The sequence below is a fragment of the Achromobacter pulmonis genome, assembly GCF_902859765.1.
GTDB classification, from domain to species: domain Bacteria; phylum Pseudomonadota; class Gammaproteobacteria; order Burkholderiales; family Burkholderiaceae_B; genus Achromobacter; species Achromobacter pulmonis.
In genome coordinates this window covers 94691-108339 of record NZ_CADIJV010000016.1, presented here as the reverse complement: position 1 = coordinate 108339, position 13649 = coordinate 94691, and the positions used below count along the sequence as shown (strand labels likewise).

Annotated in this window: 11 protein-coding genes; 7 read left to right on the top strand and 4 right to left on the bottom strand. The window is 68.1% G+C overall.

Translation table 11 applies throughout. From position 1 onward, the window contains the following. The 3 genes from HV701_RS15260 to HV701_RS15250 all read left to right on the top strand — a co-directional run. The coding region (locus HV701_RS15260; protein ID WP_254595180.1) for a phosphate acyltransferase at positions 1–1378 on the top strand (1378 nt) is incomplete at its 5' end. Further along, a complete protein-coding gene (locus tag HV701_RS15255; RefSeq protein ID WP_236755852.1) occupies positions 1359–2594 on the top strand; it encodes a patatin-like phospholipase family protein in 1236 nt (411 codons plus the stop codon). The genes HV701_RS15260 and HV701_RS15255, both read left to right, overlap by 20 nt. After that, positions 2591–3058, top strand: coding sequence for a barstar family protein (locus HV701_RS15250; protein WP_175133878.1), 468 nt, complete (start codon positions 2591–2593; stop codon positions 3056–3058). The genes HV701_RS15255 and HV701_RS15250 overlap by 4 nt, the downstream gene beginning before the upstream one ends. 11 nt (positions 3059–3069) lie before the next feature. Here the strand turns inward: HV701_RS15250 and HV701_RS15245 are convergent, their stop codons facing one another. Next, on the bottom strand, positions 3070–3801 hold the full coding sequence (locus HV701_RS15245) for a 16S rRNA (uracil(1498)-N(3))-methyltransferase (protein ID WP_175133877.1): 732 nt from the start codon (positions 3799–3801) through the stop codon (positions 3070–3072). Positions 3802–4145: 344 nt separating this feature from the next. Here HV701_RS15245 and tkt point away from each other — a divergent pair, with 344 nt between their 5' ends. The 3 genes from tkt to HV701_RS15230 all read left to right on the top strand — a co-directional run bounded on the left by tkt (position 4146) and on the right by HV701_RS15230 (position 8499). Further along, on the top strand, positions 4146–6182 hold the full coding sequence (tkt, locus tag HV701_RS15240; RefSeq protein ID WP_175133876.1) for a transketolase: 2037 nt from the start codon (positions 4146–4148) through the stop codon (positions 6180–6182). A gap of 15 nt (positions 6183–6197) precedes the next feature. Then, positions 6198–7208: a type I glyceraldehyde-3-phosphate dehydrogenase gene (gene gap, locus HV701_RS15235; protein WP_175133875.1), complete on the top strand. Its 1011-nt coding sequence runs from the start codon at positions 6198–6200 to the stop codon at positions 7206–7208. A gap of 97 nt (positions 7209–7305) precedes the next feature. Then, positions 7306–8499 (top strand): phosphoglycerate kinase, encoded by a 1194-nt coding sequence (locus HV701_RS15230; protein ID WP_175133874.1) that lies wholly within the window; start codon positions 7306–7308, stop codon positions 8497–8499. Between the two features lie 117 nt (positions 8500–8616). Here HV701_RS15230 and HV701_RS15225 read toward each other — a convergent pair whose 3' ends face one another. Continuing rightward, positions 8617–9597 (bottom strand): Bug family tripartite tricarboxylate transporter substrate binding protein, encoded by a 981-nt coding sequence (locus HV701_RS15225; protein ID WP_175133873.1) that lies wholly within the window; start codon positions 9595–9597, stop codon positions 8617–8619. A 297-nt stretch (positions 9598–9894) separates the two neighbouring features. Here HV701_RS15225 and HV701_RS15220 point away from each other — a divergent pair, with 297 nt between their 5' ends. Next, positions 9895–11586, top strand: coding sequence for a SulP family inorganic anion transporter (locus tag HV701_RS15220; protein WP_175133872.1), 1692 nt, complete (start codon positions 9895–9897; stop codon positions 11584–11586). Positions 11587–11593: 7 nt separating this feature from the next. On the opposite strand, the gene fabI is transcribed toward HV701_RS15220, so the two are convergent. Together fabI and HV701_RS15210 are read right to left on the bottom strand one after the other, a co-directional pair. Then, entirely contained in the window at positions 11594–12367 is a 774-nt protein-coding gene (gene fabI, locus HV701_RS15215; protein ID WP_175133871.1) for an enoyl-ACP reductase FabI, read from the bottom strand. Beyond that, positions 12364–13548, bottom strand: a complete 1185-nt coding sequence (locus HV701_RS15210; RefSeq protein WP_175133870.1) for an acetate/propionate family kinase — start codon at positions 13546–13548, stop codon at positions 12364–12366. The genes fabI and HV701_RS15210 overlap by 4 nt, the downstream gene beginning before the upstream one ends. Positions 13549–13649: the final 101 nt, after the last annotated feature.

Here is a 13649-nt window from a genome sequence, read left to right as displayed (position 1 = left end):
GGTGATGGCGACTGGCCGTTCGGACTACCCGAACCAGGTCAACAACGTGCTGTGCTTTCCGTACATCTTCCGCGGCGCGCTGGACGTGGGCGCCACGACCATCACGCGCGAAATGGAAAAGGCGGCGGTCTACGCCATCGCCGAGTTGGCCGAGGAAGAACAGAACGAAGTGGTGGCCGCGGCCTATGGCACGTTCGACATTTCGTTCGGCCCTGAATACCTGATTCCCAAGCCGTTCGATCCGCGCCTGATCGTGCGCATCGCCCCGGCGGTGGCCAAGGCCGCCATGGAGGGCGGCGTGGCCACGCGCCCGCTGGCCGACCTGGAAGCCTACGAAGAGCAACTGCAGCAATTCGTGTACCACTCCGGCGCCTTCATGAAGCCGCTGTTCTCGGCCGCCAAGCGCATCGTGCGCGAAGGCGGTCCGGCCCGCATCGTGTTCGCCGAGGGCGAAGACGAACGCGTGCTGCGCGCGGTGCAGGTGGTGGTGGATGAAGGCCTGGCGCGCCCCATCCTGGTGGGCCGCCCTGCCGTGCTGCTGACCCGCATCGAGAAACTGGGCCTGCGCCTGCGCCTGGGCGAGGACGTCGAAGTCACCAACCCCGAATACGACGAACGCTTCCACCAGTACTGGACCACATATTGGGAGCGCATGTGCCGCCGCGGCATCACCAAGGAAATGGCGCGCGTGGAAATGCGCCGCCGCATGACCCTGATCGGCGCGATGATGGTGCACCTGGGCGACGCCGAGGGCATGGTCTGCGGCACGGTCGGCGCCTACCACGACCACCTGCGCTTCATCGACGAGGTCATCGGCCGCCGGCCGGGCCGCAACGTCTATGCCGCGATGAACATCCTGCTGCTCAACGAACGCACCGTGGTGCTGGTGGACACGCACGTCAACGATGAGCCCACGGCCGAGCAGATCGCCGAGTTCACCATCGCCGCGGCCAAGGAGATGCAGCGCATGTTCCTGGCGCCCAAGGTGGCGCTGCTGTCGCGCTCGAACTTCGGTTCGGGCAGTTCGGCATCGGGCGCCAAGATGCGCCGCGCGCTGGAGCTGGTGCGCGAGGCCGCACCTGACCTGGAGATCGACGGCGAGATGCACGGCGATTGCGCGCTGGACGAGGCGCTGCGCCTGCGCATCCTGCCGTCCTCGACGCTCAAGGGCGAGGCCAACCTGCTGGTGTGCCCGAACGTGGACGCCGGCAACATCGCCTACAACCTGCTCAAGACGGCCGCCGGCGGCAACGTGGCGGTGGGCCCGATCCTGCTGGGCGCCAATGCGCCGGTGCACATCCTGACTTCCAGCTCGACCGTGCGCCGCATCGTCAACATGACCGCGATGACGGTGGTCGATGCCAATACCCCGCGTTGAAGTCAACAATGGCGGTCCGGCGTGCCCGCGCGCGCCGGTCGGCCTGGTCCTGACCGGGGGCGGTGCCCGCGCCGCCTATCAGGTCGGGGTGCTCAGTGCCATCATGGAACTGCTGGACCCCGACTGGCATTCGCGCTTCAAGAACCCTTTCGACATCATTTGCGGCACTTCGGCCGGCGCCATCAATGCGGCCGCGCTGGCCTGCCGCGCCGAGCGGCCGCACCTGGGAGTGCGCCGCATCCGCCGGCTGTGGTCGTCGCTTAACACCGACATGATCTACCGGGCCGACGCGCCCGGCCTGATCCGCACCGGTGTGCGCTGGCTGGGCCTGCTGTCGCTGGGATGGATGTATTCCGGCCTGACGCGCAAGCGGCCCCAGTCGCTGCTGGACAACAGCCCGATGCAGGCCTTGCTGGACCGTGTGTTGAATTTCGACCACTTGCAGTCGGGCCTGGAAAGCGGCGCCCTGTCGGCGCTGGCGATCACGGCCTCGGGCTACACCAGCGGCGAGCATTTGACCTTCTACCAGGCACACACGCCGATCGAGCCGTGGCATCGCTACCTGCGGCTGGCCATTCCGACGCCGATCACGGTCGATCACCTGATGGCGTCATCCGCCATTCCGTTCGTTTTTCCGGCCAGGCAGATCACCGTGCATGGCAAGGGCGAGTGGTGCGGCGATGGCTCCATGCGGCAATTGGCGCCGATCAGCCCCGCCATCCACCTGGGCGCGCACCGGGTGCTGGTGATCGGCACCGGGTTTCGCGACGATACCCATCCGGAACATCGCGAGGATGCGCCGCCGTATCCCTCCTTGGCCCAGGTCGGCGGCCACGCCCTGTCCAGCATCTTCCTGGACGGCCTGTCGATGGACATCGAACGCCTGGAGCGGATGAACCACCTGGTCGAGCTGGTGCCCCCCCACAAGGGCGGCGAGCCGGTCACGGTGCGCCGCATCCAGGTGCTGACGATCACCCCGAGCCGTTCGCTCGATGCGCTGGCGCTGGAGCATATGGACGATATGCCGCCCCAGGCCCGTGCCCTTTTCCGCGTACTCGGTGTATCGTCCGATCCAAGCCGCCCTGGGGGCGGCGCGCTGATGTCATACCTATTGTTCGAGTCCAGCTACACCAAGCGATTGATCGAACTGGGTTATGCCGATACGATGCAGCGTAACGAGGAAGTGATCGCCTTTTTCAAGGAGGCACAGGCATGACGCGCAATGCCCAATCTACCCTGCAGCGGCAGTTGAAGCGAGGTGGAGCGCTGCCCCATGAAGGGTTGGACAAAAAGGCCGTGGTCGATGCCGCGCACGAACTCGGCCTGGCGCTGTTCGTGGCCAATTGCGACCCGGCGCGCAGCCGTTCCGCGGTGCTGCGCGCCATCGTCAAGGCGGTGGATTTTCCCGAGTATTTCGGCGGCAATCTCGACGCGCTCTATGACTGCCTGTGCGACACCGTGCTGGATCACAAGACCGGCGTGGTGCTGTGGCTGTACAAGCTGCACTCCGGCGACCCGGCGCTGGAGGAAGACGCCGCCCGCATCGAATCGGTGTGCGCCGACGCCGCCGAATTCGCCCACGAGAACGGCCGCACCTTCGCGTATGTGATCGAACACGCGGGCAAGCATCCGGACCCCGAACCCGGCGTGGCCGCCGCGCCCTACGGCGAGAACCACTGAACGTTTCGCCGCTACCAGCCCAGCACGGCGCTGGCGGCGGATATCAATGCCAATCCGGCGGTCTCGGTGCGCAGCACCCGTGGGCCGAACCTGACGGCGTGCACGCCCGCCTCGCGCGCCTGGGCCAATTCCTTGTCCGACCAGCCCCCTTCGGGGCCGACCAGCAGCGTCAGGGACGCCAGGCCAGGCGTGGCGCCAAGCAGACCGGCCACGTCGGTGTCGGCCTCCGGGTGGCATAACAGACGCAGGCCGTCGGTAGGCTGCGCCAGCCAGTCGGCCAGCGCCACGGGCGCGTCGACCGCCATCAGGCGGTTGCGGCCGCATTGCTCGGCGGCCGACTGGGCGATGCGCTGCCAGTGGGTCACCCTTTTTTCCAGGCGCGGGCCAGCCAGCTGCAGCACGCTGCGCTGCGCGGCGATGGGACAGACCCGGGCGGCGCCCAGTTCCACGGCCTTTTCCACCACCCAGTCCATCTTGTCGCCGGACGGCAGGCCCTGCACCAGGGTGATGCGACCGGCCAACTCGGCTTCGCGCGGATCGAACGCGCCCAGTTGGGCGAAGCCGGCCTTGCCCTCGATGTCCAGCACCGCCGGATATTCGCCGCCCTGGCCGTTGAACAGCACCACGGTTTCGCCCGCGCGCAGCCGCAGCACCCGGATGGCGTGGTGCGCCAGGGACTCGGGCAGGGCGATGCGGGCGCCGGCGGACAAGGGAGCGTCGCAGAAGAAGCGGGGAGCGGACATGGGTGTTGCAGTAATGGACGGACGGCGGACGTGGGGCAGGGCGCAGGCCCCGGGGCCGCAGGCTGGGGCGGCCCGGCTACAGGTTACCTGAGAGGTTGGCTGAGCGTGTAGCCTACCACCTTGATGCCCCGGCCGATCAGGTTGGCGGCGCGGGAACGACGCCATGCCATTGGGGTTGCCACCCTTGGAGCCCATGTTTCACCCAGAGGGCATCGTCCATCTGGCGGACCCCGCCAGCGGCCGCCGGCCGGGCCATCCCCAGGTGTTAAAATCGTCTGCTTCGCAACCTACTCAACTGGCCCCCATTTCCTGCATGGGCGAGCCAGCTTCAAAGAGCCTTCCGAATGAGCAATCCGACCGCCCCTAAACTTGCCTTGGCGGATGCCATCCGCGTCCTCGCGATGGATGCCGTGCAACAAGCGAACTCCGGGCACCCGGGCGCTCCCATGGGCATGGCGGAAATCGCCCAGGCCCTCTGGATCGGCAATCTGCGCCACAACCCCAAGGATCCCGCCTGGGCCAACCGCGACCGCTTCGTGCTGTCCAACGGCCACGGCTCGATGCTGATCTACGCGCTGCTGCACCTGACCGGCTACGACCTGCCGATCGAAGAACTGAAGAATTTCCGCCAACTGCATTCCAAGACGCCGGGCCACCCCGAAGTGGGCATCACGCCGGGCGTGGAAACCACCACCGGCCCGCTGGGCCAGGGCCTGGGTAATGCCGTCGGCATGGCGCTGGCCGAAGCGCTGCTGGCCGCCGAGTTCAACAAGCCCGGCCACACCATCGTCGACCACCACACCTACGCCTTCACCGGCGACGGCTGCCTGATGGAAGGCATTTCGCACGAAGTGTGCTCGCTGGCCGGCACCCTCAAGCTGTCCAAGCTGGTGGTGCTGTACGACGACAACGGCATTTCCATCGACGGCCACGTCGAGCACTGGTTCGCCGACGACACCGCCAAGCGCTTCGAAGGCTACGGCTGGAACGTCATCCGTGGCGTCGATGGCCACGACGCCGCCGCCGTGGACGCCGCCATCAAGGCCGCCCGCGCGCAATCGGAAAAGCCCACGCTGATCGTCTGCCGCACCGTCATCGGCAAGGGTTCGCCCAACATGGCCGGCACCCACAACGTGCACGGCGCCCCGCTGGGCAAGGACGAGATCGCCGCCACCCGCGCCGCGCTGGGCTGGTCGGCCGAGCCGTTCCAGATCCCGCAGGACATCTACGACGGTTGGGACCGCCGCAAGACCGGCGCCGCCGCGCAGGCCGAATGGCAGTCGGCGTTCGACGCCTACGCCGCCGAATTCCCGGCCGAGGCCGCCGAGTTCACCCGCCGCATGCAGGGCAAACTGCCGGCCGGCTACGCCGAACAGTTCCAGGCGTTCCTGAATGCCACGCTGGAAAAGGCCGAAACCGTCGCCACCCGCAAGGCTTCGCAGTTCGCGATCACGGCGCTGGCCGCCGCGCTGCCGGAAATGCTCGGCGGCTCGGCCGACCTGACCGGCTCCAACTTCACCGACTGGAAGGGCGTGGCCGCCGTGCGCGCGGGCGACAAGGGCATCCAGTTCGGCCGTCACATCAACTACGGCGTGCGCGAGTTCGGCATGGCCGCCATCATGAATGGCGTGGCGCTGCATGGCGGCTACCTGCCGTTCGGCGGCACCTTCCTGACCTTCTCCGACTACTCGCGCAACGCCATCCGCATGGCCGCGCTGATGAAGCAACGCGTGGTGCACGTGTTCACGCACGACTCCATCGGCCTGGGCGAAGACGGCCCGACCCACCAGTCGATCGAGCACGCCGCCAGCCTGCGCCTGATTCCCAACCTGTCGCTCTGGCGACCCTGCGACACGGCCGAGACCGCCGTGGCCTGGAACGCCGCCGTGACGCGTCCGGCCAGCATCGGCATGGACGTGCATGACGGCGGCCCGACGGCGCTGCTGCTGTCGCGCCAGAACCTGCCGTTCGTGCAGCGCGATGCCGCCACCGTGGACGCCATCGCCCGCGGCGGTTATGTGCTGCGCGACGCCGAAGGCGCCCGTGCCGTGATCATCGCCACCGGTTCCGAAGTCGCCATCGCCCTGGACGCGCAAGCCCAGCTGGCCAAGGAAGGCATCGCGGTGCGCGTGGTGTCCATGCCGAGCACCGACGTGTTCGACAAGCAGGACGCCGCCTGGAAGCAGTCGGTGCTGCCCAAGGGCCTGCCGCGCGTGGCCGTCGAGGCCGGCGTGACCGCCTTCTGGCACAAGTACGTGGGCCTGGAAGGCGCCGTGGTCGGCATCGACCGCTACGGCGAATCCGCCCCGGCCGGCGCGCTGTTCAAGTTCTTCGGGCTGACCGCCGACAAGGTGGCCGAGACCGTCAAGCAAGTTCTGTAAAAAAGGAGCCTAGTCATGACCATTCGCGTCGCCATCAACGGTTACGGTCGCATCGGCCGCAACATCCTGCGTGCCCACTACGAAGGTGGCAAGAAGCACGATATCGAAATCGTCGCCATCAACGACCTGGGCGATCCCAAGACCAACGCCCACCTGACCCGCTACGACACCGCCCACGGCAAGTTCCCGGGCACCGTCGAGGTCGACGGCGAGTTCATGGTCGTCAACGGCGACAAGATCCGCGTGCTGGCCAACCGCAACCCGGCCGAACTGCCGTGGGGCGAGCTGAAGGTCGACGTGGTGCTGGAATGCACCGGCTTCTTCACCACCAAGGAAAAGGCCGGCGCGCACATCAAGGGCGGCGCCAAGAAGGTCATCATCTCGGCTCCCGGTGGCAAGGACGTTGACGCCACCGTCGTCTACGGCGTCAACCACGGCGTGCTGAAGGCCTCCGACACCGTCATCTCGAACGCCTCGTGCACCACCAACTGCCTGGCCCCGCTGGTCAAGCCGCTGAACGACAAGCTGGGCCTGGAAAACGGCCTGATGACGACCGTCCACGCCTACACCAACGACCAGGTCCTGACCGACGTCTACCACGAAGACCTGCGCCGCGCGCGTTCGGCCACCATGAGCATGATCCCGACCAAGACCGGCGCCGCCGCCGCGGTCGGCCTGGTGCTGCCGGAACTGAACGGCAAGCTGGACGGCTACGCCATCCGCGTCCCGACCATCAACGTGTCGATCGTCGACCTGTCCTTCGTGGCCAAGCGCGACACGACCGTCGAGGAAGTGAACGGCATCCTGAAGGCCGCCTCGGAAGGCGAGCTCAAGGGCATCCTGGACTACAACACCGAGCCCCTGGTCTCGGTGGACTACAACCACAACCCGGCCTCCAGCACCGTCGACGCGTCGCTGACCAAGGTCTCGGGCCGCCTGGTCAAGGTTTCGTCCTGGTACGACAACGAGTGGGGCTTCTCGAACCGCATGCTCGACACCACCGTCGCGCTGATGTCGGCCAAGTAAGCACCGCTGTCGGGTCGAAGGGGACGAACAGGTTTTCCGCCACGGCGGAAGGCGGGTTCGTCCCCTTTGCTCGCCAACTCTAGGAGAAGCAAAGCATATGCCCAAGGTCAATACCCTGTCCGCGCTGGCCAAGGCCGGCGCCCTGTCCGGCAAGCGCGTGTTCATCCGCGCCGATCTGAACGTGCCGTTCGACGACGCCGGCCGCATTTCCGAAGACACCCGCATCCGCGCCTCGGTGCCCGGCATCCGCCTGGCGCTGGACGCCGGCGCCGCGGTGATGGTCACCTCGCACCTGGGCCGTCCCAAGGAAGGCGAGCTGACCGAAGCCGATTCGCTGGCCAAGGTCGGCCAGCGCCTGTCCGAGCTGCTCGGCATGCCGGTGCCGCTGGTGCGCGACTGGGTCGACGGCGTCAAGGTCGAGCCGGGCCTGGTGGTGCTGCTGGAAAACTGCCGCGTCAACGTCGGCGAGAAAAAGGACGACGAGGCGCTGTCACGCAAGATGGCGGCGCTGTGCGACGTCTACGTCAACGACGCTTTCGGCACGGCGCACCGCGCCGAGGCCACCACGCACGGCATCGCGCGCTTCGCGCCGGTGGCCTGCGCCGGCCCGCTGCTGGAAGCCGAACTGGACGCGCTGGGCCGCGCGCTGCATGAGCCCAAGCGCCCGCTGGTGGCGATCGTCGGCGGTTCCAAGGTGTCGACCAAGCTGTCGATCCTGCAATCGCTGGCCGACAAGGTCGATCAGTTGGTGGTGGGCGGCGGCATCGCCAACACCTTCATGCTGGCGGCGGGGCTGCCGATCGGCAAGTCGCTGGCCGAGCCGGACCAGGTGGATCAGGCGCGCGCCGTGATCGAGCTGATGAAGCAGCGCGGCGCGGATGTGCCGATCCCGGTGGACGTGGTGTGCGCCAAGGCCTTCGGCGCGGACGCCGAAGCCACGGTGAAGGCGGCCGATGCGGTTGCCGCCGACGACATGATCCTGGATATCGGCCCGCAGACCGCGCAGCAACTGGCCGAAATCCTGAAGAGCGCCGGCACCATCGTGTGGAACGGTCCGGTGGGCGTGTTCGAGTTCGACCAGTTCGCCAATGGCACCAAGGTGGTGGCGCAGGCGATCGCCGATTCCGAGGGCTTTTCGATCGCGGGCGGCGGCGACACGCTGGCGGCGATCGCCAAGTATGGCATCGGCGATCAGGTGGGCTATATCTCGACCGGTGGCGGCGCATTCCTGGAGTTCCTGGAAGGCAAGACCTTGCCGGCGGTGGCCGTGCTGGAAGAGCGGGCCAACTAAGTCGGCCTGATTCGATCAGAAAGCCGCTCCTTCCGGAGCGGCTTTTTCATGGGCGCTTTCCGCCGCTGCGCCCGGGCGGGGATCGAGCCCGCCGCTGCGCGCGCGGGTTCGCGGCGTTTATTCCATCTTCGCGCCTGAGAGTTTGACGATGCCGGCGTAGCGGTCGATCTCGCTGCGCATGAAAGCGCCGAACTGGGCGGGGGTCTGGCCGGCGGGGACGATGGCGCCCATGGATTCCATGCGCTGGCGCATGGCGGGGTCGGCGGTGATGGCGTTGATGTCGTGGTTCAGCCGCTGGACGATGGCGTCGGGCGTGCCGGCCGGCGCGACGATGCCGTACCAGGCGGAGGCATACATATCGCTGACGCCGGCTTCGGCGAAGGTTGGCACGTTCGGCAGCGCGGGCAGGCGCTGGCGCGCGGCGACGGCGAGGGCGCGCAGGGCGCCGGCCTGGACCTGGGCCAGCGAACCGGTGTCGATCATCATGTCGACCTGGCCGGCGAGCAGGTCGGAGACGGCCGGACCGCTGCCTTTGTAGGGGATGTGCAGGATGTCGACGCCGGTGCGGGCGTTGAACATGGAGCCGGCCAGGTGCTGCGACGAGCCGACGCCGCCAGAACCATAATTGAGCTTGCCGGGCGCGGCCTTGGCGGCGTCGATCAACTGCCGCACGGACTGGTAGGGCGACTGCTTCGGCACTTCCAGGATATTGGGAATTTCGGCCACAAAGGCGATAGGGGCGAAGTCCTTGACCGGATCGAAGCCCAGGCGCGCGTACAGATGCGGGTTGGCGGCATTGGTGGAGCTGGTGGCGACCAGCAGCGTATAGCCGTCGGGCTTTTCGCGCACGAAGGCGGCGGTGCCGATATTGCCGCCGGCCCCCGCCTTGTTGTCGACGATCACGGTCTGGCCCAGGCGCTCGCTCAGGCGTTGCGCCAGCATGCGGCCCAGGGCGTCGGTGGCGCCGCCCGGGGGCCAGGGCACGACCAGCTTGATGGGGTGGTCGGGATAGGCCTGGGCCTGCGACAGGGCGGGGAAGGCGGCGAACGCGGCCAGTGCGAGCGCGCTGGCGGCGCGACGCAGGAATGCGTGCGGCATGGAGTCTCCTGTTTGCGCGGTCCGGGGGACGGCCGCGCTGTTTGTTATCGGGGGCTGTCGGCGACAGCCTGCGTGCGGCATTGGTGCCGCGTATGGGGTGGCACGACTCTACGCAAATTGGCACTTGATAAAAAGGGATAAATATTTAAGAAAATACATTCCTTTTTGGAATGAAGGGGCAGGCAGGCACACGCGGATTTGATCTGCCGCCGATGCGGGGCGGCCGGACTGGTGTAGGCTTGGCGCTCGCCCGCGCTCTGCGGTTCTTCGGTCCTATTTCGCCTGTCCCGCAGTCCCATGAACCTACGCTTTCTTCCTGGCCTGAACAATCTGCGGGGCATGACCCGGCAGTCCGCCGGCCGCGACATCGCCGCAGGCCTGAGCGTGGCCGCGGTGGCGTTGCCGGTGGGGCTGGCGTACGCGGCGATGATGGGCGTCCCGCCGGTGGCGGGCCTGTGGGCGGCGATCGCCGGCATGTTGGGCTATGCGCTGTTCGGTTCCTCGCGCACGTTGATCGTGGGGCCGGACACCGCCACCTGCACGCTGATCGCGGCAACCCTGACCAGCATGGCGCTGACCTCGCCCGAGGAGCGCCTGATGGCCGCGACCGGCATCGCGCTGACGGTGGGCGTGGGATGCCTGATCGCGCGGCTGCTGCGCCTGGGCGTGCTGGCGAACCTGCTGTCGCGGCCGGTGCTGATCGGCTACATGGCGGGCGTGGCGGTGACATTGGCGATCTCGCAATTGAGCGGCCTGACCGGGGTGGGGCTGCGCAACAGCGGTCTGGTGCATCCGTTCCTGGAACTGACGCGGCGCGTGTCCGAGATCCGCATACCGACCCTGTGCCTGGGGATCGCGTCGTGCCTGCTGTTGGTCGCCATCAAGCGTTGGCGGCCGACCTGGCCCGGACCGATCATGCTGGTGGTGGGGGCCTGTCTGCTGTCGTGGCTGTTCGATTTTCCCCGTCTCGGCATCGCCGTGGTGGGCGAAGTGCCGGCCGGACTGCCGGCCCTGCGACTGCCGGTGCGGCTGGAGGGCGTGGACGACCTCCTGCTGGGCGCGGCGGGGGTGCTGGTGGTGAGTTTTTCCAGCGGCATCGTGACCGCGCGCAGCTTCGCCGCGCGCACCGGCGAGCATGTCGATCCGAACCGCGAGCTGGTCGGTTTCGGCGCGGCCAACGTGGCGGCGGGATTGTTCCAGGGGTTTGTGGTGACAGGCGCCGATTCACGCACGGCGGTGGGCCTGGCCGCCGGCGGGTCGTCGCCGCTGGTGGGCGTGAGCGCGGCGCTGGCGCTGGCGGTAGTGGTGGGCCTGCTGAGCGCGCCGCTCTATTGGCTGCCGCAGGCGGTGTTATCGGCCATCCTGCTGCTGGCGGCCGCCAGCCTGTTCGATGGCCAGGCCTTCATGCGGCTGGCGCGCATCTCGCGCATCGAACTGGCGTTCGGCATCCTGGCGGCGGTGGGGGTGGTGGGCTTCGGCGTGCTGCAGGGCGTGGCGGTGTCGGTGGGCGCCACGCTGCTGTACGCCATGTACGTCTCGGGCAATCCGCGCGACGCCTTGCTGGGCCGTCTGCCGGGCGAATCGGTGCTGGGCAAGATGCACCTGAACCCGCAGGCCCAACCGGTGCCGGGCACGGTGATCTGGCTGTTCGAATCCTCGGTGTGGTTCTTCAATGCCGATGCGTTCCGCCGCCGCGCGCGCGAGGTCATCGAGCAGGCCGGCGACGCCACCTGGTTCGTGCTCGACGCCGAGGCCATGACGCAGGCCGATGCCGACGCGATCGAGGCGCTGTATGAATTGCGGCGCGAACTGCGCGACCGCGATATGGTGCTGCTGGTGGCCGGCGGCCACGGTCAGTTCCGCCTGGCGCTGGAGCGCTCCGGCCTGGCCGAGCGCATCGGCCGCGACAAGATCTTCCCCACGCCCGAACAGGCGGTCGAGGCCATCGAGCGCTGGCGCCAGGGGCCGGCGCCGGCAACGCTGGCCTGACGCGCCTTCAATCGATGATGTGATAACCGCCGTCGATGTACAGCGTCTGGCCGGTCATGCGGCGGGCGGCATCGGTGGCAAGCCAGGCGGTGGCCTCGCCGACGTCGTCGATCGACACCAGGCTGCGGGCTGGCGCCTTGGCTTGGGCGCGGTCGAGCAACGCATCGAACTCGGCGATGCCCGAGGCGGCGCGGGTCTTGAGCGGCCCGGGTGAAATGGCGTGCACGCGGATGCCCTGCGGGCCAAGCTCGGCCGCCAGGTAGCGGGTGGCCGATTCCAGCGCGGCCTTCACCGGGCCCATCATGTTGTAGTGCTCGACCACCATCTGCGAGCCGTAGTAGCTCATGCAGAACAAGGTGCCGCCGGCCGGCATCAGCGGCTCGGCCAGTTTGGCCATGCGAATGAACGACCAGCACGACACGTCCATGGCCGTGAGGAAGCCGTCGCGCGAGCAGTCGGTGACGCGGCCGTGCAGGTCTTCGCGCGGGGCGTAGGCGATGGAGTGCAGCACGAAGTCCAGGCCGCCCCATTCGCGGGTGATGCGCTCGAACACGGCCTCCAGTTCGCCCTCGCGCAGCAGGTCCAGCGGCAGCAGCAGCGGCGCGTCGACCTGGCGCGCCAGCGGCTCGACGTGCGGGCGCGCCTTGTCGTTCAGGTAGGTCACCGCCAGTTCCGCGCCCAGGGCACGGAACGCCTTGGCGCAGCCCCAGGCGATGGAGTCGGCGTTGGCGATGCCGGTGACCAGGCCGCGCTTGCCGGCGAGGGGAAGCGGCGCGTTCATCGCTGTTGCACCAGGGCCAGGGTGTGCTGGGCGATGATCAGCTCTTCGTTGGTGCGCACCACGTATACGCCGATGCGGCTGTCGTCGCTGGAAATGCGCGGCCCGTGACGCGCGTTGCGTTCCGGGTCGAGCTTGATGCCGAGCCAGCCCCAGTGTTCGCTGATGGCCTGGCGGATCTCGGCCGAGTTCTCGCCGACGCCGGCGGTGAAGACAATGCCGTCGATGCCATTCATGGCGCAGCCCAGCCCGATCATGCCTTCGGCCACACGCCAGGCGAAGTACTTCAGCGCCAGCTTGGCCGACGGCGCGTCGCTGGCCAGCAGTTCGCGCATGTCGTTACTGATGCCGGACAGTCCCTTCATGCCGCAGTCGTAATACAGCATATGCTCGATCTCGTCGTGCGACATGCCCTGCTCCATCATCCACAGCACCACGCCCGCATCCAGGCGGCCCGGACGCGTGCCCATCGGCAGGCCTTCGAGGGCGGTGAAGCCCATGGTGCTATCGACGCTTTTGCCCTGGTGCATGGCGCAGGCGGATACGCCCGAGCCCAGGTGCGCGGCGATGATCCTGCCCATGGCGATCTCGGGCAGCGCCTGGCGCAGCCGCTGCGCGATGTACTCGTACGACAGCCCATGGAAGCCGTAGCGGCGCACGCCTTGCTGGTAGAGCGATTCGGGCAGCGCGTAGCGGTCGGCGACGTCGGAATGGCTGCGGTGGAAGGCGGTGTCGAAACAGGCCACCTGCGGGATCCAGGGGCGCCGCTCGCGGATCACGCGGATCGGCGCCAGGTTGTTGGGCTGATGCAGCGGCGCCAGCGGCGTGAGGGTGTCGAGCCTGGCGAGGATGGCGTCGTCGATCAGTACCGGCTCGGCCAGGTCGGGGCCGCCGTGCACCACGCGGTGGCCCACCGCCAGCGGCGCCCCGCCCAGGTGGCCGCTGAGCCAGGTGCCGACCACCTCCTGGCCGTTGGGTACGTCGGGCGCGTGGCTGGGCGCAATGTCGCGTTCCACCAGCGTGTGGCCGGCCGCGTCGCGCACCCGCAGGCGCGGATGACTGGTGCCGATGCCTTCGAGCTGGCCGCCCAGCCGCGGCGCCAGCGCCTGCTTGTCGTCGATGTCGTACAGGTAGAACTTGATGCTGGAACTGCCGGCGTTGATGACGAGGATGGTGTCGGACATGGGGCGATCGCCTCCGGTTGCAACGAACGGACAAGGCGGGGCCGGGATGGATCGCTCCGCGCCGCGTGCGCGGGGGTGTCGATCCAAGCCGGGCCCGCCGC